Genomic DNA, 21,776 nt, shown 5'->3' on the forward strand with positions numbered 1-21,776 from the left:
TAGCGGATTAAGAACGATTTGACGAATAATCTTCAACTTTCATCAGGAACTTCGCCCATCTTGCGTAAAAATGATTGGATTTGCTCACGCATAGCGGTGATATCCTCGATTCGAACCTTCGTATCTGCGTAAAGTTTTTTCGGGACATCGCTGACTTGCTCCTTCAAGGCGTGTCCAATTTCGGTCAGTTCTATGATAACATTCCGTTCATCCGCCTTATCGCGGGTTCGTGTAATTAAATTCATCGATTCCAGTTTCTTCAACAGTGGAGTGAGAGTTCCCGAGTCCAGGAACAGCGTTGCTCCCAATTCTTTGACAGTGACGCCGTCCCTCTCCCATAAGGAAAGCAACGTGATATACTGCGTATATGTCAGTCCGTGAGGAGACAGTAGCGGGCGGTACAATTTCATGATCTCACGAGAACATGTATAGAATGCAAAGCATAGTTGTTGATCGAGCTTCATGTAATCATCGGGTTGCATATCCGTTCACCTGCCATTATATTGTGTGCAATTAAATATGCGCGAATTATAGCATTCTTCATCTTGGTACGTCAAAGCGAGGAATCGGTTGAATTTCATAAATGCATTGTATACAATTAAATTTAACAAAATATATAGGAGGGATTTCATTGTCATTATACGATATTGAGGTAAAAACGATAAAAGGTACATTACAAACCTTGGAGCAATATCGCGGCCAAGTACTGTTGATCGTAAATACGGCGAGCAAATGCGGGTTCGCACCGCAATTCAAAGGGCTGCAAAGTTTGCACGATACTTATAGGGATCAAGGATTCGCCGTTCTCGGTTTTCCTAGCGGTCAATTTGCCAATCAAGAGCCCGGCACGGATGAAGAGGTGGCTCAGGCGTGCGAGCTGAATTTCGGGGTCTCCTTCCCGCTATTTTCCAAAATAGACGTCAAAGGCCAAAACGCGCATCCATTGTTTCAGCATCTGACCCAAGAAGCGCCGGGCTTGCTTGGTTCCAAAGCGATTAAATGGAACTTTACGAAGTTTTTGATCGACCGCAACGGAAAAGTGGTAAAACGGTTTGGACCCACGGAAGAGCCGGAAAAAATAGAACGCCATATCCAAGGTTTGTTGGGTTCATAAGCTGTCCCCCGCTCAGGCTGAAGGTCATCGCCGCATTAGTCGATAAATTAAAAAAAGCCGCGTCTCAGCGGCTTTTAAATCGATATCGAGCATTGTTTTTTAAAATCGAATATCTCATCAACGGCTTGGCGCGCCCCTCCTGAATTTCGAAAGGATTTGCCGACGTTTGCTGCGGCTTCCTTGAAGGCTGGCTGATTTAGCACATGATCTGCCGCCTCACGCAAATGATTGGCCGTCAGTTGATTCATATGTAATACTATGCCTGCTTCTAAATTGGCGACTTGCCCGGCAATGACCGGCTGATCCGCACTTTGCGGGATAACAATTAAAGGAACCCCGTAATAGAGGCCTTCATGGACGCTGTTCATTCCCCCATGCGTAATGAATAACTTAGCGTATTGCAGCACATCCGTTTGCGGCACATAGCTTTTGACAATAAAATGATTAGGAATTTCCCCTAAATCGGTTATATGGACTTTATCCCCTACAGACATGACTACGGTATGATCCGTGTCCCCGAATGCTTCAAAACAAAGCTTATAGAAATCCGCTGCCTGATTGAAAACAGTACCCAGCGAAATGTAAATTGGTTTTTTCTCCTGGATTACAGCAATGTCTAAACTTTCATGGGCTGGGCGCGATGAGATGGACGGACCTACGAACTTATAGGCTTGGTCAAATGTTTCCCCCTTCGGTTGAAACGCCCTTGTCGTATAAACGAGCGTCAACGGAGCAGGATTACAATACACTTCGTAAGGAGCAAGGATTTCCACACCGTATTTCTCCTTTAACATAACCGTCAGGCTTTGATACTTATCTTCAATCGGTTTTACAATGTCTTCCGGAATGTCCGCGAAGAACTCATTCAAATCCTCTTCAAAGTCGTCCTTCGTCTCTGCGAAGGTGCTGCAGGAGCTGACCGCGGGAAGATGAAGCATTTGGGCGAGCAAACGTCCGCAGCCGAACATGGAATCATGGATGATGTAATCAAAATGCTCCCCTTCGATCTGTTCAAGCACGCTCGGTATGACGATATCCGCAGTAAGTAATAGACCGTTGATTCTTTCGAGCACATATTTTCTTCCGCCTGAGACAAAGGCTTTGATGAATTTTTGATCGTCAAAGGTCCGAACTACTGCGCCCGCCATTTCAATCCGTTCCCGAAAAGCCTCTATGCAGAAGTAAACAACTTCTTCTCCACGCGAAACCAGCTCTTGAACAACTTCTATCGTTGGATTGATATGTCCTTCGGAGCCGCCGTTAATAAACAATACACGCGCCATTTAGAATCACCTCTAAGATATTCCGCTCTTTAGCCGAATTTCGACTCTTGTTCCCCGATGCAGCTCGCTCTCCACCTGAATTGTGCCGCCATGGGCTTCCACGATATCATGCGTAATGGCCATGCCGAGCCCTGACCCTTTGTGCAGCTCACCCGTATTCGTTCCGCGATAGTATCTGTCAAAAATTCGTTCCAATTCTTCTTTCCGGATCCCTTTTCCATAGTCTTCGACAACGATTCGAACGAAGTCCCCTTCTTTTTCTACGCTGACTTGAACGGCCACATCATCCTCGTTATGGACGATCGCGTTATAGATCAAATTGCTGACCGCACGGCGGATCAAAATTTCGTCAACATCCATTTTGATCGTCTCGTCGCTGTAGCGAAAATCGATATTGCGGTTACCGTAACGGGCATCATTGAGCGTATCGATCACGGCGTTTCGGACCAGGGTCACGATGTTGATGCTTTTCAAATTGAGCGTCAGTTTCTTGTTTTTTAGACGTGTAGAGAGATTTAAATCCTCAATCAGGTCTTTTAAATAATGCGATTTCCGTTCGATGATTTCCGCGTATTCTCGCATTTCGTCCTCTGTGAAATCATAATCCTTATCCTTCATCATTTCCGCATACCCCTGAATCGACGCGAGCGGCGTTTTAATATCATGCGTGATGTTGGCGATCCATTCTTCCTTCATCCGGTCCAGTTTTTTTCGTTCCGTTTCGTTTGCCCGCAGTTCCTGGCTTAGCACGTTCACATTATAAAACACGTCTTTGTAGACTCCCTTGGTTTCATAGTGGACGTCGTACTTTTTATGAGCCAGCTGCTTAATCCCGTCAATGAGGGCATGAAGCGGCCGCGTTAATCGTTTGCTGAACAGATAAGCGATACAAAGCGCAATGAAGCCGTCGACGCAAAGCAGTACCAATATCCCGAGTTGAAGAAACCGACCGACCTTCCGAATATCATAGGTGAGAATATTCCGTTCCAGATAAGGATTTTTAAAACCGATCAAATAGCTGTATCTTTCGCCGTTGCCCGCGATTTCTCCGGCGAAAACGGTCGACATCAGTTCCTTTTCCATATACTTATAGGTTTGAACGATGTCTATCGGCGCATAATTGGTTTTCGCGCCTTCGGGCACGCGGTATCCGTAGACCTGTTTGCCGTTCTCGTCCAAGATTTGAATCCAGGCTTGATTCAGCTCAAGGGTTTTCTTTCCTTCTTCGGTGATGTCCATCCCCGATTCGGAAACGGTAATTTCGTGTCCGAACGAGCGGGTAATGGTCTCGGCCGAGGCGTCTGTATTGCGAAGCGGATTTTTTGCGAAAATGTTCTGGTATATAAAAAGCCCGGATATCACCAGGATGTTCATGACAATAACGATGACGACAATGAGGACGACGGACGTCAGATACCTGCCGGTCAGCCGCCATTTCATCGTTCCGGTTCCTCCAGGACAAGCTTGTAACCGAGCCCCTTTACCGTCATCAAAAACCTCGGATTCGAAGGATCGTCCTCGATTTTTTCCCTCAAACGCCGGATGTGGACCATGACCGTATTGTCAAAACCGAAGGAATCCTCTCCCCATACATGATCGTACAGGCTCTCCTTGCTTATGATCCGGTTTGCATGCTTCATCAAATGGGTAAATAAGCCGAGCTCTTTCGGTTTTAGCTCGATAAGTTCGCCGTTTTTCTTCAATTCGAATTTCTGTTCGTCCAGCTCAAACGGGCCGCCCTTCAGGATGTGTTCCTTTTTATCTTCTTCCAGGATGGTATCCGCTCTTCTAAACCGGGCCTTGATCCGGTAGGCCACTTCTTTGGGACTAAACGGCTTCGTAATGTAATCGTCCCCGCCGATCGCAAATCCGAGGATCTTATCGATTTCTTCGGTCTTGGCGGATAAAAAGAAAATCGGCACGTTCGAAACGCTGCGGATTTGCTTGCATACGTCATACCCCTCACCATCGGGGAGCATGATATCCAATATGACGAGATCAGGTTGCTTGTCCTGAAACCGGATCCAGCCTTCTTCCGCGGTGGCGGCCGTAAACACGTGCTCGAAGCCTTCCTTGGCCAACACGGTTTTCAAAAGCTTAACGATATCCTCTTCATCATCAACGATCAGTATTTTTTGCTCTAGCGGCAATTCGGTCTGAACCTCCTTTCTGCAGGCGGGAAAGAAAAGGTATAGCTCTGATGCTTATCATCATCTTCCCCGTCCTGCCATTAACTATAACCGAATTTTTGAATCCGTGCTGATCGGGAATGCATAATTATTTATCGGTTTTTTCATCGGTTTCTCCCTCTAAAATTCATACATCTAGTTCATGCGTTCCCATGAGGTACCTCAAGCCTGGAAACTTACTTTCCGGCAGCTTCCAGCTTTTGCTTAGCCGCTTCCGGCAGTTCCGCAGCCTGAACTTCCTGATACGAACTAACATCGTCGCCCTTCAAATAAATCCGCAAGTAAGCGTCTTTCCGTAATTCCTTGCCTGCATTAAAAGTCAATTCCTTTTCTATTCCGCTGGAATCAAAGCCCTTTAACACGTATTCGTAGTTGACATACTTCTGCCCGGGTCCCGACTCCGTTCTCTTCCCGTCCTGATTAATCTGGACGTAATACTGCTGTGCCCCAAGGCGGTTTATATTGACGTTTTGGATGAAAACGACAAATCCGACAAGCACGACCAGCACGGCGATTCCTGCAATAAGTCCCTTTTTCACTTTGATCCTCTCCTTTTACTTTACATTCGTTATGATTTTGTAGTAGCTGTTCACGGTCATGAAATAATAGACGACGTAAATGCAAGCATACGCCCCCATGCAGATGACGACGGGAACGACCAGACTGGTCATCATCAGCTTCGATAACGCCGACAAGGCGACGGCGCAATGCGCGATTCCGAAAGCAAGCGGCAGGGCAAAAATAAACGACATTTGCTTAGCTACCGTTTTTCGGATCTCTCTTTTATTGACGCCGATTTTATGCAATATCACATAACGGGCTTTATCGCTGCTTGCTTCCGTCAGTTGTTTGAAATAAATGATGCTGCCTGTCGCGGCCAGGAATACCAAGCCGAGAAAGGCTCCCATGAAGACCAAAAGGCCGGTCGATTCCATGCCCCGCGCATAGTCTCCATAAAAACTCGATAATCCGGCGTTATCCGGCAAAATTGCTTCCAGTTGATCCGTCAGCTCCTTCGCCTTGTCCTGATTCGAAATGCCGTAAACTTGTGCTACCATCGCTTTGGCCTTCGACTGAAGCGCCGCAAACATCTCGTCGCTGACAACGATGGAGGAGTACACGGTTCCAGCGTTCATTACGCTGTATTTCTTCAATACTTTGAATCGGAGCGTTTCATTTACTCCGTTTCCATTCAACTTTAGCGTTGAACCCACATAATCCGGGGAAATCCCTTCCATATAAGCAGGTTCGAGCGCTGCAGCCTCGCTTCCTTCAAGGCTTAAGGCATCGTCCCGCCCCTGAAGCTTGGCCAACCGGTTAAAGTCATGATTCGAAATGACCGCAAAAGATTGCTCGTCCGTTCCCGTGCTTTGCTCCAGTCCGGAGGTATCGGCCTCCACTTCAAGGAGGTTAATGGACTCGTGATAGAGCAGCTTATGGCCCGAAGCTTCTTTAATGGCCCGATCGGCTTGGTCGTCCGCTTTTTCGTCCCCTCCGATAAACATAAAGCTGTTTGGATTCGCAAGTTCCGCATTCGTACGGTTGTTGTAATATAAGCTGTACGCCGTTCCGACCGCCGTTAACGTCGTCGCGCTCAGGATCGCGATGATCGTCAGCGTACGCGCATTCCCTTTCATCCGGTACAACAGCTGGGACGTCCCGATCAAATTCAAGCCTTTCCAGTAACTTTTTTTGTTTTTACGGGACAGCTTCAATAGCGTGACCGTCAAGGTGTTTAACAGCAGATAAGTGCCTAAAACGACCGATATCAAAATGACGAGCGGAGTCAGCATCAAGCCGATGGTTGCCCAAGCTTTGGATGTGAACAGATTTTGCAGTGCAAGCCAATAGCCGAAGCCGATGAGGACGAAGGACAACAAGGCAAGCAGAATGGAAGCCTTCGGCTCCTTTTCATGCTCTTGATCCGCATGGAACAGCTCGATGAGCTTGAAGCGGTAAATTAATCGATAAGCTTGAATCGACGTCATCAAAATAATGATCATAAATACGATAAACGTATTGACGATCGCGGCTGTGGATATCGAAAAGTCCGGTAGCGCCTCAAAGCCCATGATTTTCATCAAAATCATCACAAAAAAACGGCTGAGCACCGAGCCAAGCGCCATACCCGCGATCAGCGCCAGAACGCCCATCAGAAAGTTTTCGTAAAATAGCATCCGCCCGATCTGTTTTTTGCGGACGCCGAGCAAGGAATACAGTCCGACCTCCTTTTTGCGCTTGCGCGTGAAAAACGAATTCGAATACCATATGAAGACGGCGACGAATACGATCAGTACGACCGCAGCCCCGCTAAAAGCCGAACCGATTTTCGGCGAACCGTCCGAAGCCGATTGAATGGCGTTATCGTATTTCAGAGAAACAAAGGTGAAATAAATTACAACACTAAAAATCATCGATGCAAAATATAAGAAGTAATTTGTGAAGTTATTTCGGATGTTTTTCCCGGCAAGCTTAAACAGCGTCATGATGTTCACCTCCGAGCGTACCTAGGACATCGAGAATTCGTCCGAAAAATTCCTTCCGTGCCGCCCCTTCCTTATGAAGCTCCCGGAACAACTGCCCGTCGTTGATGAAAATGACCCGATTACAGAAGCTCGCCGCGTACGCATCGTGCGTGACCATCAGGATCGTCGATTGGTTTTCGAGATTCAGCTTGCTCAGGCTCTCAAGCAGGCTGGTCGCCGATTTCGAATCCAGCGCGCCGGTCGGCTCGTCCGCCAAGATGAGGCTTGGATTCGTTACGATCGCCCGCGATGCCGCCGCCCGCTGTTTTTGTCCGCCCGAAATATGATATGGATACTTATCGAGGATGGAGCGTATTCCGAACGTGTCGGCCATCCCATGGACCCGCTTTTCAATCTCTGCGGCAGGAACCTTGGACAGAGCCAGCGGAAGCAAAATATTTTCCTTTACCGTCAACGTATCGAGCAGATTGTAATCCTGAAAAATAAATCCGAGCTTGTTTCTGCGAAAATCGGACAGCTTTTCTTCGTTCATGGCGACGATGTTTTCCCCGTCGATCGTGATTTCTCCGGAAGTCGGCGTATCGATCGTCGAGAAAATGTTCAGCAGCGTCGATTTGCCGGCCCCCGACGGACCCATAATACCGACGAATTCCCCCTCATCAATGCTCAGATTGATGTTTTCTAAGGCCGTATATTGGTTACCTTTGGCGCCAAAAGTTTTGTTCACGTTTTTGGCTTGAAGTATTGTTTTCATTGGGATTCTCCTTAAATCAAAAGATTATTGATGACATCCTCCATCTTATAGACCGAACCTTACACCGTGTTAATCCCAACCTTACAGCAACCTTAAATTTACGCCAAAAACCCTCAGGGCTGATGATTGAGCTTCCCTGAGGGTTTTTGATTTTAATTAATGCCATTAAATTGTTGGGTTTTTATTATCGCGAATATTGTACACTTCTCTGTACAATTGATCTCTGACATTCATAAATTGCGATTCCGTCAAAAGCTCCGGATAACTCATGATGCATAAGGGCAATTCCGGGTTCTCCTCTCGCAGGGGAGGCTGAACATACTTATGGTTGCCTAACTTGAAACCAAGACGCTCGTAAAATCCGATCCTTCTCTGTTTCAGCTCTTCTTCAGGCGGCTCAACCTCCAGGACAACCGGTAAGGCGGATTGTTTGATAAACCGCTGCATCAGACGCTTTCCGATTCCCCCTCCCCTAATCGTCGGAGAAACCGCAATCATCTCCACAAATCTGAAGTCCTTCAGCTCCCACCCGGCGAGAAATGCGATCACTTCGCCTTGTTCATTCTCTTCCGTCATAAGCCGGTAATGCGGATTTGACAGCAATTTCTTTTGCCCTTCATAATTGCGAAATTCCGTAGTCGGAAAGGAATCCTTCATGATATTAAATACTTGATCGAACGTCTCATTTTGAATCATGCCTCTCACTCCAATACCTGTCAGTTTATTCATGCTGCTGCGCGCGTCGCACCCTTTTTACATGCTAACATATTATGTCCCATCCTGCCGCACTAACGGATATATCCGCAATCGGAAGGCGATCTAAAGCCCTAAAACCTAATGAATAATCCTTTTCGAAATGGTGTAATGTAAGTTTGATGCTTATCACCGATACAAGGAGGAGTTTAAAAACGATGTCCACAAGCAGAAACCACCAAGGCGCGCACGGAATCGGTCAAATCGAGGAGCAGTTGAATGATCAAGTCGAGGCCGCCGCAGAAATTCAAGGTGAAGCCGAAATCGACCGCCACATCAAACAAAGCGCCAAACGCCCGTTCAAGGTATCCGAAGAAGATAAGGAATAGCTTTAGCACATAAAAAAGTCATCTGCAAAAATCGTTTTACAGATGACTTTTTGCTTATTTCTAATCAAGCTTCATTTCACGTGCCAACGAGGAAGGAATTTCTTCTTTATCAACGATAACATCGATAACAAAAGGCTTGGTAGAACTCAATGCTCGTTTGAACACCTCTATAAATTCGTTCAGAGTCGAACAATATGCACTTTCCGCCCCCATCGAAGCCGCATATGCGGCAACATCAAGAGGTTGTTTGAAAATAGTGCCGTCCGTTCGGCCGGTGAACTGCCTCATCCCTTTCAATGCCATATCCAGTTGTCCGTTATTGATGACGATAAAAATGACCGGCAGCTGCTCAGCCACACAGGTAGATATCTCGGAGCCTAACATAAACAAACAGCCGTCCCCCGTCAGACAAATGACGTTCTGTTCTTGATCGGCGAATTTCGCCCCGATCGCCATTCCGATGGCATTGGCCATGGATGCGAAATAGGAATCGAAGAAAAATTTCACGCCAGGCTTTAAATCCAGCCAGCGGACGGCATGATAACCGTGGGCGCCGTCATCGGCGAAAATCGTCGTGTTTTCGGGGATGATATCGCCAACCGCTTGGCAGACTTCGGCAACAGAGAGCTTTTCCAACACAGGCAAAGGATCATGATATGAATTCGTTGTATGTAATTTGACGGTTTCTTTAGGATATGTACGTAAAATCTCCTCCAGATTTGTTCGTAAATCTCCGAATACATGAAGGTATTCCGACTTAATAATTCCTCCCATAAACTCATGCGCAATATCGAATTGGACTATTTTCCCCGGATAATATGAGCGGTCTAAGCCGGCCAAGGCTGTATCGCTAAGGCGCGACCCCATCACCAAAAGCAAGTCGACGCCGGATTCCAACAGATCCTTTGCTTTTTGATGTCCGCCTAATCCAAAGGGCCCGTAGTAGAGAGGATGCTCGGAATAAACACTTCCCTTTCCTCCGGGAGTCGTGACGATAGGGATATGAAAAGTTTCGGCAAATTCCGCCAATTCCTTCTGCGCGCCTGAAAGCACTATACCCTTCCCTGCAAGAATAACGGGGTTGCGGGCATTTCGAATCTGAAGAATCGCATCCTCCAGATTCGTGGCGATATAACTTACATTCCCGGATGGCAATTGAACGACTGGGTCGTTGACGGGAGAGATCATAACATCAAAAGGAATGCAGAGGTGCACCGGGCCTTTTCTTCCGGTCATAGCCTCGCGCAAAGCATAGGTAAGAATGGCGGGAAAAGTATCCCCGCGCGTAACCATTGTGCTAAACAAAGTGACCGGCTTCATGATCTCCGCCAAATCGATTCCATATTGCGAGGAATCTTGGCATTGCGGAATCCCTAATTCGGCTGCCGACTGATGACCGGTTATAAAAAGCACGGGTAAACTGTTCATTTTAGCGTGTGCCGCGGCAGTAACCAGATTGGTGCCTCCCGGTCCGGAAGTGGCGACCACCACGCCTAATTTTTGGTTTGTGAATGCATAGCCTCCGGCACTAAATCCTGAACCGCTCTCATGTCTTCCCAAAATAAACTCGATATCCTGGTTGCCGAATTCCAATATTAAAGGTGCAATCGATTTACCCGGAATTCCAAAAGCGTGTGTTATGCCAAGGTTGACTAAGGTCTCAACTAAGAGCTGTACAACGTTTTTCACACAGAACACTCCTCTAATATACTTGTCATAGGTAAATGAATATTGAAATCCGTACCGGTGCCCAATATAGAATCGATTGTGATCTCTCCGTTATGGTTATTGATAATTCGGTAGGAAACCGAGAGACCCAAACCCGTTCCGCTTTCTTTCGTAGTAAAAAAAGGATTTTGTATTTTGGTCAGGTTCTCTGGACTTATCCCGCTGCCATTGTCGGAAATCGTTATGATTAAATGGTTATTTCTTTTTCGCGTTTTTAAGGTTACGACCTCATTAGGTTCGGAAGCTTCAACGGCGTTTTGCAACATATTGATCAGGACTTGTTTGATCTGCGCGGCATCCGCAAACAAAATATCCTCGCCGGTAGTATGATAATCCCGGACATACCGAATATCATGAAGTGCGGCCTGTCCTTCCATCACGCGAAGTACATTATCCAGAAAATCATTGATATGAATCGGCTTAACGATCGGAACGGAAGGTTTTGACATCGTGACAAAGTCGGAAACAAGGTTCTTGACGCGCTCCAGCTCTTCATGAACATACCCCATATACTTCGTGGTTAGGGGATCGAGCTGGTGCGACCGAATCATTTGCACAAAGCCCATAATGACGGTAAGCGGATTGCGTATTTCGTGAGCCAAGCCGGCTGCCAACTTTCCGATCGCCGAAAGCTTCTCGCTGACGATGATTTGCTGCTCCAGCAAATAGCGCTCCGTAATATCGCGAAGTTGTGCATAAGCACCTTGAATCCTGCCGTTTTCAAAAATAGGTATAATATCAACAAGACATACGGTATGAATCCCTTTGACATTGAAGTGCACCTCGATGCCCCGCTGCCGCCGCCCCTCTGCAATGGCTTCCGCGATATGCGGCCCAAGCTCCGTGATATGAAGTGAAGACTCTCCTACCGCAATATAATCCGGAATCATGCTTTGTGCGATATGGTTAAAATCTACGATCACACCGTATTGATCGGCCAGGAGAATGCCGGTGTCCAGGTTATTTACCATGAGATGATGCAAATTTAACTGGCGCTGGTTCGTTTTTCTCAGGATCAGCTCCCGCCCCATCGATTCCACCATATTGACCAACATAGCAAGCTGATAATTGCTAAATTCGACGATGCTCGTCATCAGGGAGATGGTCCCTTCCAACACCCCATGTTCGCTTGGAAAAGAGAAAGGAACGCTTTGGCAGGCGGAATCGTGCAATACCAGATGGAAATGATCCGTTCCTACGGTTTGAAAAGGAATTTTCTTGTCCAAGGCAACCAGCGTTGCGCAAATGCCCACTTCTCTCTCGAGCATCAAACTCCCCTCTTTAATGTTTAACTGCGATAGATTTTCTTTCATGATCCGATCACCGAAGGAATCAATCACCACGCCTTCATCATCAGTGACCAGAAATAACACCATTTGACCATTGAGCAACTTAATCGTATTCTCACCAAAAACATTCGTAACTTCTAAAATATCGGCATAAAGCCGTTTTTGCTTCTGTAAATGTTCTTCAGTCACGGTTGTTAAGGGAGAAGGGATATCCGTTGGCTGCATTCCGTTTTCGAAACAACGTCGACGAATCTCCGCAAGGAAATAGTTTTCCATGTGATCGTACCCCCAGAATTACGAATTGTACTATATTCCCTACAGCATATAGTAATATTTCTCCACTTCCTGCCCGAACCCCTTCTTCATTTCGACTTTATCCTCCAAATAAATTGAGAATTCACCATTTTCTTCAATTCCGAAAATTACGTATTAGAACTCTTTTCGACGGAATTCATTTGGGGTGACCCCGTATTCCTTTTTAAAAACGCGATAGAATGAGCGCAAGCTGTTGAATCCGGAATCGAACGCGATATCGGTGACCGGATTCGTCGTGGATAACAGCAACATATGGGCAAAGGCTGCACGTTGGCCGTTGATATAATCGCGAAATGAAATGCGGAACTGTTCGGAGAAGATTCGGGAAATCATGAATTTGCTGATACCAAGCTCGATGGACATCAAATTCAGGTTGATCGGTTCCAAAAAATGCATGTCGATATAAGTCAGAATTTTAGGGATGAGCTCCATGTCTTTCTTGTGATCTATTTTTTCATGAACAAGCATGGCAAAGCATGTCCTAAAATTACCGAAGTATAGGCCTTGAGCAGACGTTGATCGTACTGTTCTTTATATAGTTTATACAACGTTGTCAAGAGATCGGGCAACACCTGATGATTGGCGACTACGGGATTGTCCGGGATATGGTGAAGCAAGTCCCCGGTAAAATCTCCGGGAAAAGTCGCTTCAAAAAAGATCAACAGGATCTGGTTCTTCTCTATGGTTTTGTAACTATGAGGCTGATTGGGAAAAATGATCGCTACGTCCCCTTCAGATAAAACATATTCGCTTCCATTGATGTGAATATTCATTTTGCCTGACAAGACCATAGCGATTTCCACATTCTTATGGAGATGTAGAGGATAGGTGTTATCGGTGGAGATAAAGGAATGAAACGCATGATCGCGATGCTGATATTTTATCTTCATAGCTTCCTCCCTATCGGCATGTATGCCTATCATCAAGCAACGAAGTACTGCAGTATTAAGAACATATTATGGATTTGCCCATGGAGGCACAAGGACCAAGAGCAACAGTTGGCACAAAAAAGATTGGTTTTTGGCAGGTAATTAAGTCCTAAAAGTTTTAAAGTATAGCCGAGTACCACTCACATTCCACTGAAGGGAGGAAGTGTAACAGGGTCCCCGTCGATTGATTCGGGTGAATTTTGTTATACGGCAAACATGAAAGGGAAAGGTAAAAGATTCATGAAGGCGGCAGCCGTTTTTTTGAGTTTTTCGGTAGCGCTTTCAGTTTTGGGGAATCAGCCTCTCGAGGCCTCAGGACAGGCGAATCAAGAAAAGATGCCTTCCGGGAGTACCCCTATCGTTGCTTTTCCGGGCGCTGAGGGCGGCGGTGCCTATGCCAGCGGTGGCCGGGGCGGCGACGTTTATATCGTAACGACCCTGGAGGATTACGGCGAAAAGGACAAGCCTATTGAAGGATCGCTGCGGTATGGGGTGTTATCCACGCCTAAAGAAGGGCGCACGATCGTTTTTCATGTTTCCGGAACGATCGAACTGAAAAGCACCCTGCGATTTAAAGATATTAAAAACCTGACCATCGCCGGGCAAACCGCCCCGGGCAACGGAATAACCATCGCGGGCTGGGATACCAACATCAGCAATTCGGAAAATATTATCCTCAGATATCTCTCCTTCCGTCCGGGCGCCACCAATGTTTATAACGGCAGCGATTCGATGGATGCGCTTTGGGGAAGAGACAACGACACCTTTATCATCGACCATTGTTCTTTCAGTTGGAATACGGACGAAACCCTGTCCTTATACCGAGGCGAAAACGGAACGATCCAATGGTCCATCATTTCGGAAAGCCTGACGCTTTCCGGGCATTCCAAAGGGAGACATGGGTATGGCGGCATTGCCGGCGGTGATAAAACGACGTTCCATCACAATTTGTATGCGAACCATACATCGCGAAACCCGAGACTCGGCGGCGGCTATACCGGTTCCGCGGATGCGGAACATGTGGCGGTTGTTCAGTTTTCCAACAACGTCATTTACAATTGGGGTTTCAACGGCGTTTACGGCGGGGGCTTCACTTTTACGAATTTTATGAACAATATCGAAATTGCCGGTCCGGGAACAAGGGATAACGTGTTGAACAGAGTGATTGATGCAGGAGAATCCACGAAACTCGGCGGATTTCACATCGACGGGAACCGAATTAACGGCAAGCTTACGGGATTGCTGGATGCATCATCGGAATATGTGAAATTTTCCGGTGCCGACAGCGGCGAGCAACTAACCACCCTTTCAACCAAGCCGTATCTATCGGCGGACAGCACGGGTGTGAATCACGGCATCACCAATAAATCCTTTGACGATTACGTAAATAAAGGCATAAAACATGCAAATGAACCCCTGCTGAGAAGCATCCTGCAACAAGCGGGCGCGACCTATCCCCGCCGTGACGCGATCGATGCAAGAATTGTGGCGGAAGTGGAACAAGGCTTGGGCAGATATATCAATACGGAACATGAGGTCGGAGGCTATATCTCGGACTTTGGCGCCGTAGAGGAACGGCGTGACGATCAATTTGACACGAATTTGAACGGAATCGACGATAAATGGGAAAAGAAAAATAAAATCTGGGGCATCGAAGACGCATATAAGACGGTTACGGACAGCGGTTATACCTGGTTGGAACTGTATATTAACGGTCTTTTTAACATGAATCATGCCGCCGAAAACCCTGAAGCCATCCTAATGGCCCCGAATAATAATGACCAGTTTATTTCAGGGAAAGAGATCGAAGTCAGGATTAAAGCATCCTCCAAATTCGGACACAAAATCAAGAAAGTGGCTGTTTATAACGGTTCCGAATATCTGGGGGACGCCGTCAAAAAAGGAAGCGCTTATACGTATTCGATCATGGGATTAAAGGATGCTTCCTACTATATTTCAGCAAGAGTGACGGATACCGAAGGCAACGAGACGCAAACTTCCGCCGCCAACATCCATGTCAATAACTCCCCCGCCGCTTTGGCTGATGCAGGCTGGACATCCGCTGATATCGGCAACCCGGACATTACAGGTTCCGGAAGCATGACCGGCGATACGATCACCGTTAAAGGAAACGGAAAGCTTGGCATGAGCGAAGGCAGCTTGAAAGAATCCGAATCGTACCAAGCATCCAAAGATGACTTTCATTTCGTATATAAAGAGTTGGACGGTGACTTTGAATTAACCGCGAAGCTGGAGGACATTGGAGCCGTTGACAATCACGCCTTCACCGGGCTGATGATCCGAGACGACTTGAAAGAAGACAGTGCCGCCGCAGCCCTGGGGGTTTCCTGGGTAAAGTTGTCCAAAGATACCAGCTGGTCCGCTTATCTGGCCGGAAGAAACCATACGGGCGAATCATTTGATGAATTGACCGAAACCTTAGACAGCGCCTCCAGCGCCGAAAAGGCCGGCATTCAATTGCTTCCGGATGTACCGTTCAAGTTGAACGGCGTTCCGCAAGGCTATTGGCTCAAACTGGGACGTCAGGGAGACACGTTCTTTGCGTATGGATCTATCGACGGAGAAGAATGGTCGCAGATCGGGGAACGAACGATCGTCATGCAAGATTCGGTTTATGTCGGCTTTGCCGTCGACAGCAATGATGTTGCCAATAAGATTGAACAATTGAACTACGCGAAGTTCTCCCATATTTCTGTGGAAAATAGCTTTACGCCAATGGACAGATAGTCTGGGAAATCAAAGAAAGAGCGCCTCCTTGACGGGTTTTCGACAAACTCATCATTTCGAGGCGCTCCTTTTCTAGTCTTCCATCTTTACCGAATCCACGGTTTCATTAACCATTCGTACCATGGCGTCGACGGCCGCGATCGGACTTCGATACTCGATCCGAAGAACATGCCGATCGAATTCGTAGAAAAATACGCCGGCAAATACGGAATCATCATAATATTGATTATGCTTACCCTTCAGACCGCCTTTCGACGTGGTTTCGACAAACTCGCCGTAGAATGCGTCCCCGTGTTCTTGAAGCTCCTTGCCCACTGCTTCATCCAAAGTCGTATTTTCCCTTACTTCATACATGAAGGAGGCTTCACCGGACAAATCGCTCGAAAACACGATTTTCTCGTCCTCAACCGCAGGATCACCCATACTTGTTCGCAAAGCGAAGGTTACACCATAGGGTTCGATCGTATATTCCCTTCCATCGAATATCGCCGTTTCATGCTCCAATGATGTCTCCAGTTTAACGTCGTCACCTGTCGTAATCGCTAACTTCGCTGATTCGGATTCGGATTCTGATTCGGGAGGATCAGGCTTAAGAGTAGGTTTTTCTTCGGCTTCCGAGACCTCTTCAACCGGTAGCGGAGCGTTCTCCCCTTTATGCGCAACATTCTCCTCGATTATCGTTTCCTGCCGAGATGGTTCGGGAGTATTGGGCTGCCCCATACAGCCGGCTACCATAACGAGTACCGATACAACCAACAATGGTGCCCATCTTTTGCTCATCGGTCTTCCCCCTCTCCGTCCTTCAATTTATTTCTTTTTCTCATTTGTTAGACGTTGGAAATGAAGGAAATGTTCTTCCCTTAACGCCTAATAGGCAGGAATTAAAATTCATGCTTTAATCCGATCACCGAATAATGATGTTCACTATAATCCTTATCGCCATAAATCCCTAATATATTATTGAATCCATGCTTGTTCCAAAAACGGAGAGCTTTCCAATTCTTAAGGTGTACTCCCAATCCGATCGACTTCCACCCCGCTTTTTCACATTCATCGCAAATTGATTTTATCGTCTCGGATCCATACGATTTTCCTTGGCGTTTTCCCTCTATCAAAAAAATCCCGATCCATACGGTGTCTTGATCCGGGTATCCATGATATAAATCGAAAAAGCCTACGACATCCCCATCCGAATTTTGCATTACCATAAAATAGTAATTGAAGATTTCCGCATTTGCAATCGGCGGTAAGTCTCCTTTTTCTATACAATTCTCTATATAATTTTCGGGGAAATCAGCTCCTTCCAATTTAGATTTATTCCTCCATGATTCGCAAATGCGGTTCAGCCGGTTAATGTCATTAAGCTTCGCTTTGCGAATCAGAAGCCGATCCGTATTCCAACTTTCCGGTATTTTCATTTGTTACCTCCGTTTCTCGAGCAGGAAAGTAATTTTCACATTCACGCATCGAATTTTATAATCATCTATTTAGACATATATCTAATTGAATACTATTGCTAAGCTTCTTACATGTCAACGCTCTTTGATAAAGAAAAAAGCCGCTTTTTAAGCGACTTCTTAAGTAATCTAGTTCCCCGCTTTAATTTGCTTATTCAGAACGAGGTTAACTTTCTCTACGCATATCAGCATAAAAATAAGAAATGCCAGCGTCACGAACGGGAACAAGGAAATGCTCACTTGTGTGGCGAGCACTCCGAATAGTGGAGGCAAAAATGTGGTTCCCGTATAGGCGACCGCCATCTGATAACCTATAAGCTTTGCCGAATTGGCACTCCCAAAACGCGCCGGAGTTTCATGAATCAGGCCGGGATAAATCGGGGCAAGGCCGAATCCGATGAGAATGAATCCGATCAAGGAAAGTACAGGCGGCAATGGCAGGAGCAGAATGATCCCGCCCGCAATGGCTATGATTTGACCCCAACGGATCAACAAACGATTATGGACCTTTAACGTAATAAATCCGGTGATGAACCTGCCAAACGTAATACCGCCATAATATAAGGAGATCCAACCGGCAGCCGTTTCTGCGGATATATTTTTGGCGCCGACCAAGTAGCTTGCTCCCCATAATCCGACCGTCATTTCAACTCCGCAATAGAAAAGAAAAGCGATGAGCGTCGGTTTAACGCCTCTCATCCGAAAGAGATTGACTTTGGTCTCCCCCTCTTTCATGGTTACCGCGGGTTCGGTATGATGCTCATCTTGCGAACCATTTCGGGAACGCTCAAGTTCACGACTCTCGGCGACACGCTTCCAAAGCGGGAGCGTAATAAACAAGATCAAGACAAGCGAGAATTGGATCAGGGAAACTGCCGTATACCCCCCTCTCCAGGAATTGTGATCGGCAATATAATAGGACATAATGATCGGCCCCAGCGTTGCGCCGACTCCCCAGAAACAATGTAGCCAGTTCATATGATGGGCTTTATAATTTTCAGCCACGTAATGATTCAATGATGCATCGACGGCACCGGCACCAAGCCCCAGCGGGATGGCCAGAAGGACCAGCCAAATCATCGATTGTGCCGTGGAAAATCCAAGCAACGCCGCTGCCGTAAGACAACAACTGATCAGCGTAACTTTTCCCGTCCCTAAGCGCTGAAGCAAAATTCCGCTTGCCAGACTGGATACGATCGTTCCGCCGGCCACGACCATTGACAATATACCCGCGGAGCCTAACGAAGCTCCCAGGTCGGGCCACATGACGGGCCAGGCCGACCCAAGCAAAGAATCCGGAAGCCCTAGGCTGATAAAAGCCAAATAAATAATGATTAAAAACCAGGTTGCCATAAAACGCTCCTTCCCACAATAAGACAACAACATTTGATGATACGAACATTAAATAATGACTTTATAAAGATTATTTAATAACTATGCATCCGCTCCCTTCCATTGTCAAGAGGGATATATGGGAACCTCCGAATTAAATTAACAGTCAGTTTCCCGGGGCCGATTCATTGAAAATGGATAAGGGGTGCTCCAACTCCTTGAGCGTCAGCCAACGCATACCCGCCTCAAAGTCATGCTGAAAGGTATGCTCCAAAATCACTTCCGGATATGTCGGCATCGGTTTCCGGTTCAAGTATGATTTCCATGACGTATTCCAAATCTCTTCTTCCACCATCTCTTGATATATCACGATGAGATCCGGAGCAAGAACCGCATTGACCGTTTGAATGATGTGACATAACGATTCCACAAACGTTTTCTGATCCAAATCTTCATACCAATCAATGTCCAAAGGAAGGAATTTGATTTCTCCGGCCATGCCGTTCTTTCCTTTGACAATTCTGCCATCCAAATATATCCCCATGCCCGGCGGGTACTTCATAGGGAAATAGATGCCCAGGACACAATGCTCTTCATCCAAAACCCGCTTTGCGCAATATCCGCTGATCGCGGCGTTAATATCGTTCTCCAACATCACGGGCAATCCAAATCGCCGTTCAACTTCTTCAATCAAGTGTACGCCCGTCAGCTCATGATGACTGCTCACCGTTATCTTCCCGTTGACGGCCTGTCCGGGGATACCGATTCCGATCACTTTGATTGAAGGATATGACGCAAGGAATTTTCCTATGATTTCGTATAAGCGTTCCCCGTCAAAAATAGGCATCAGATATTCATCTTTTTCCATCACGTGATCTTCCAAATTTACGACGACGACAGAAAGTAGATTCGTCCCTTGCTTTTCTTTCATGGAGATGACGAGCGCGAGGCTGTAATCATAATTGTATCGATAGGTGAGCGCGGGTCTTCCTCCGTTGGAAGGCACGGTCTCGTCTTCAAAAATCTCTCCAAGGTCGCACAGTTCCTTTACAAGCGAGTTCACCGTGACCACGCTCAGTTTTGTCAACGAGGCCAACTGCGGTTTGGTTGCCGTTTCAACACGTTTCATGACCTGCCGCACATTGTTTAAATTGATTTCTTTCATCAAGTTCGCACTTGCCTTTTTCATAAGCACCCCTCTATAAAATCAACTCATTCATTCTTTCTATCATAACATACACGGTCAGATCACATCGGAACCGCCAAGAATGAATTCAAAGGTAGTTCCTTTTTGCATGTTGTGCAGATGCAGTTCGCCCCCGTGCATCTCCGCAATTTGCTTGACGATCGCTAATCCAAGCCCGGAGCCTCCATCCTCCCGCCGAGCGGCGTCTCCCCGGACAAAAGGATCGAAGACGAACTTTTTCAATTCGTCCGGGATGCCGACTCCGTCATCCGTAATTGCAATGGAGAGTCGTCCTCCATTTTTCATGAGCCTGATCATGACTTGCGTGCCAGGCGGATTATGCTTTAAGGCGTTGGACAGGAGATTGGATATCGCTCTGCGCATCAAACCCGGGTCACACTCCGACCATATCTCCTCAGCCGGTATGTCCACCTCGATCCGGAAAAGTTTTTCATCGAACGGCTCGTAATATTCTGCAGCCATCTCCCTCAACAATTCGGCCAGATCCACCGAGATCAATTGAAGCGGATAATCCGGCCTGTCCAATTTGGACAAATGAAAAATCTGATCGATCAGTTCAGTGACATGTGCCGATTTACTATAGATCAGCTTTAAGCATCTCTCTCTTTTTTCCTCTTGATCGAATATTCCATGCTCCAAGGCCTTTGCATATCCTTGAATCGTCGTAATGGGCGTCTTCAAATCATGGGAAAGATCGGCCAGCATCCTCCGTTTGCCTTCCTGGAGTCTTCGATTTTCCGCCTCCGACCGTTCCAGAGTTTCCGCCATATCATTAAATCGCTGCTGAATGACGGAAAATTCATAACCGGCCGCAATACTCAAACGTTCATTATATTTGCCCTCCCCCATCCTTTGAATCGCCGAAGCAATCTTCTCTAACGGACCTGTAATCCGTTTGGCGGTCCATAGCGCGTAAAGTAGGCTGCATATGCCAAACATTACCAGGAATAAGAGCAATTGCAGCAGGTTTACTTCAACGACCTGATTATTAATATCCAGGATCAACGCTAGAAAAATCAGAAGGATCACGCCTAGTAAAGCCGCAAAAAGAACATAGGATTTCAGCAAAGCGTAAAACAACTTGTTGTTCCTTTTCACCGGCTCTCCCCCTTTTTTGCGAATTTATATCCAAGCCCTCGAATCGTTTGAATATAAAAAGGCTGTTTTGGAGAATCCTCGATCTTATCTCTAAGTCTGGATATATGAACCATGACCGTATTGGCATCCTCAAAATAGGGCTCCGACCATACCCGCTCAAAAAGCTGCTTCTTGGTAAATACGCGACCGGGCGATTGCATCAACATAGCGAGAAGTTTGTATTCCATCGCCGTCAGGGCGATCTCCTGCCCTTGCTTGAGAAGGACGCAATCCTGGTGGCATAGCCTTAACTCTCCGTGGACCGTATCCTCGGGAATATCAAGCTGCGCTGGATTCGATTCATTGAAGTCATAACTCCGGCGGAGCATGGCATGAATTCTTGCTACGGCCTCCAAAGGATTGAAGGGTTTGGATATAAAGTCATCCGCCCCCAGTTGCAAACCTAATACTTTGTCCTCATCCTGATTTTTTGCGGATAACAAAATGACGGGTATTTTATATTCCGTGCGCAAAAGCCGCAACAACTGCATTCCATCCAACTCCGGCATCATGATGTCCAACACGGCCAGGTCGATCTTTTCCCGCTTCAGACACGTCCATGCCTCGGAGCCGTTATAAGCTTCCACAATTCGAATGCGATCCTTTGCAAGAAAAGCACCCAGCAGTTCAACAATCTCCCGGTTATCATCCACTAGCAACACCGTTCTTAGCAAAAATCGGCCCCTCCCGCCCATTTCTTCTGTATCTGCCCCTAGTTTATCACGG

21 protein-coding genes are annotated in these 21,776 nt (G+C 46.7%); 3 read left to right on the forward strand and 18 right to left on the reverse strand.

The window, feature by feature from the left end:
* Positions 1–32: 32 nt before the first annotated feature.
* Positions 33–482 (reverse strand): MarR family winged helix-turn-helix transcriptional regulator, encoded by a 450-nt coding sequence (locus ACSFXJ_RS13125; protein WP_435920804.1) that lies wholly within the window; start codon positions 480–482, stop codon positions 33–35.
* A 149-nt stretch (positions 483–631) separates the two neighbouring features.
* On the opposite strand from ACSFXJ_RS13125, the gene ACSFXJ_RS13130 reads away from it, so the two are divergent.
* The gene (locus ACSFXJ_RS13130; protein ID WP_435920805.1) at positions 632–1,114 is read left to right on the forward strand and encodes a glutathione peroxidase; all 483 of its coding nucleotides are present in this window, start codon (positions 632–634) and stop codon (positions 1,112–1,114) included.
* Positions 1,115–1,188: 74 nt separating this feature from the next.
* Here the strand turns inward: ACSFXJ_RS13130 and ACSFXJ_RS13135 are convergent, their stop codons facing one another.
* From ACSFXJ_RS13135 to ACSFXJ_RS13165, 7 genes are all read right to left on the reverse strand, one after another.
* Complete coding sequence (locus tag ACSFXJ_RS13135) at positions 1,189–2,397, reverse strand: macrolide family glycosyltransferase (RefSeq protein ID WP_435920806.1); 1,209 nt, start codon at positions 2,395–2,397, stop codon at positions 1,189–1,191.
* Between the two features lie 12 nt (positions 2,398–2,409).
* Entirely contained in the window at positions 2,410–3,837 is a 1,428-nt protein-coding gene (locus ACSFXJ_RS13140; RefSeq protein WP_435920807.1) for a sensor histidine kinase, read from the reverse strand.
* Entirely contained in the window at positions 3,834–4,547 is a 714-nt protein-coding gene (locus tag ACSFXJ_RS13145; protein WP_435920808.1) for a response regulator transcription factor, read from the reverse strand. Before ACSFXJ_RS13145 ends, ACSFXJ_RS13140 begins: the two co-directional genes overlap by 4 nt.
* 215 nt (positions 4,548–4,762) lie before the next feature.
* Positions 4,763–5,125: a YxeA family protein gene (locus ACSFXJ_RS13150; protein WP_435920809.1), complete on the reverse strand. Its 363-nt coding sequence runs from the start codon at positions 5,123–5,125 to the stop codon at positions 4,763–4,765.
* Positions 5,126–5,140: 15 nt separating this feature from the next.
* A complete protein-coding gene (locus tag ACSFXJ_RS13155) occupies positions 5,141–7,072 on the reverse strand; it encodes an FtsX-like permease family protein (RefSeq protein ID WP_435920810.1) in 1,932 nt (643 codons plus the stop codon).
* Entirely contained in the window at positions 7,059–7,826 is a 768-nt protein-coding gene (locus ACSFXJ_RS13160; RefSeq protein ID WP_435920811.1) for an ABC transporter ATP-binding protein, read from the reverse strand. The genes ACSFXJ_RS13155 and ACSFXJ_RS13160 overlap by 14 nt, the downstream gene beginning before the upstream one ends.
* Positions 7,827–7,991: 165 nt before the next feature.
* Entirely contained in the window at positions 7,992–8,522 is a 531-nt protein-coding gene (locus ACSFXJ_RS13165) for a GNAT family N-acetyltransferase (protein WP_435920812.1), read from the reverse strand.
* A gap of 215 nt (positions 8,523–8,737) precedes the next feature.
* Between ACSFXJ_RS13165 and ACSFXJ_RS13170 the strand changes: the two genes are divergently transcribed.
* A complete protein-coding gene (locus ACSFXJ_RS13170; RefSeq protein ID WP_435920813.1) occupies positions 8,738–8,908 on the forward strand; it encodes a hypothetical protein in 171 nt (56 codons plus the stop codon).
* 60 nt (positions 8,909–8,968) lie between these two features.
* Here ACSFXJ_RS13170 and ACSFXJ_RS13175 read toward each other — a convergent pair whose 3' ends face one another.
* The 4 genes from ACSFXJ_RS13175 to ACSFXJ_RS13190 form a co-directional block, all read right to left on the reverse strand.
* Positions 8,969–10,597, reverse strand: a complete 1,629-nt coding sequence (locus tag ACSFXJ_RS13175; RefSeq protein ID WP_435920814.1) for a thiamine pyrophosphate-binding protein — start codon at positions 10,595–10,597, stop codon at positions 8,969–8,971.
* Positions 10,594–12,201, reverse strand: a complete 1,608-nt coding sequence (locus ACSFXJ_RS13180) for an ATP-binding protein (RefSeq protein WP_435920815.1) — start codon at positions 12,199–12,201, stop codon at positions 10,594–10,596. Before ACSFXJ_RS13180 ends, ACSFXJ_RS13175 begins: the two co-directional genes overlap by 4 nt.
* A gap of 153 nt (positions 12,202–12,354) precedes the next feature.
* On the reverse strand, positions 12,355–12,708 hold the full coding sequence (locus ACSFXJ_RS13185; protein WP_435920816.1) for a helix-turn-helix domain-containing protein: 354 nt from the start codon (positions 12,706–12,708) through the stop codon (positions 12,355–12,357).
* A complete protein-coding gene (locus tag ACSFXJ_RS13190; RefSeq protein WP_435920817.1) occupies positions 12,687–13,130 on the reverse strand; it encodes an AraC family ligand binding domain-containing protein in 444 nt (147 codons plus the stop codon). The genes ACSFXJ_RS13185 and ACSFXJ_RS13190 overlap by 22 nt, the downstream gene beginning before the upstream one ends.
* A 375-nt stretch (positions 13,131–13,505) precedes the next feature.
* Here ACSFXJ_RS13190 and ACSFXJ_RS13195 point away from each other — a divergent pair, with 375 nt between their 5' ends.
* Positions 13,506–15,917, forward strand: coding sequence for an Ig-like domain-containing protein (locus tag ACSFXJ_RS13195; protein ID WP_435920818.1), 2,412 nt, complete (start codon positions 13,506–13,508; stop codon positions 15,915–15,917).
* A 72-nt stretch (positions 15,918–15,989) separates the two neighbouring features.
* On the opposite strand, the gene ACSFXJ_RS13200 is transcribed toward ACSFXJ_RS13195, so the two are convergent.
* The 6 genes from ACSFXJ_RS13200 to ACSFXJ_RS13225 all read right to left on the reverse strand — a co-directional run bounded on the left by ACSFXJ_RS13200 (position 15,990) and on the right by ACSFXJ_RS13225 (position 21,724).
* The gene (locus tag ACSFXJ_RS13200; protein WP_435920819.1) at positions 15,990–16,697 is read right to left on the reverse strand and encodes a hypothetical protein; all 708 of its coding nucleotides are present in this window, start codon (positions 16,695–16,697) and stop codon (positions 15,990–15,992) included.
* A 101-nt stretch (positions 16,698–16,798) separates the two neighbouring features.
* On the reverse strand, positions 16,799–17,335 hold the full coding sequence (locus tag ACSFXJ_RS13205; RefSeq protein ID WP_435920820.1) for a GNAT family N-acetyltransferase: 537 nt from the start codon (positions 17,333–17,335) through the stop codon (positions 16,799–16,801).
* A gap of 168 nt (positions 17,336–17,503) precedes the next feature.
* Positions 17,504–18,727 carry an MFS transporter gene (locus ACSFXJ_RS13210; protein WP_435920821.1) on the reverse strand — a complete coding sequence of 408 codons (1,224 nt, stop codon included), beginning with the start codon at positions 18,725–18,727 and terminating at the stop codon, positions 17,504–17,506.
* 145 nt (positions 18,728–18,872) lie between these two features.
* Positions 18,873–19,895, reverse strand: coding sequence for an ROK family protein (locus ACSFXJ_RS13215; protein ID WP_435920822.1), 1,023 nt, complete (start codon positions 19,893–19,895; stop codon positions 18,873–18,875).
* A 54-nt stretch (positions 19,896–19,949) separates the two neighbouring features.
* Complete coding sequence (locus ACSFXJ_RS13220) at positions 19,950–21,011, reverse strand: ATP-binding protein (protein ID WP_435920823.1); 1,062 nt, start codon at positions 21,009–21,011, stop codon at positions 19,950–19,952.
* Positions 21,008–21,724: a response regulator transcription factor gene (locus ACSFXJ_RS13225; RefSeq protein ID WP_435920824.1), complete on the reverse strand. Its 717-nt coding sequence runs from the start codon at positions 21,722–21,724 to the stop codon at positions 21,008–21,010. Before ACSFXJ_RS13225 ends, ACSFXJ_RS13220 begins: the two co-directional genes overlap by 4 nt.
* Positions 21,725–21,776: the final 52 nt, after the last annotated feature.

The sequence above is a fragment of the Paenibacillus salivarius genome (genome assembly GCF_051307165.1).
Taxonomy (GTDB): Bacteria; Bacillota; Bacilli; order Paenibacillales; family Paenibacillaceae; genus Fontibacillus.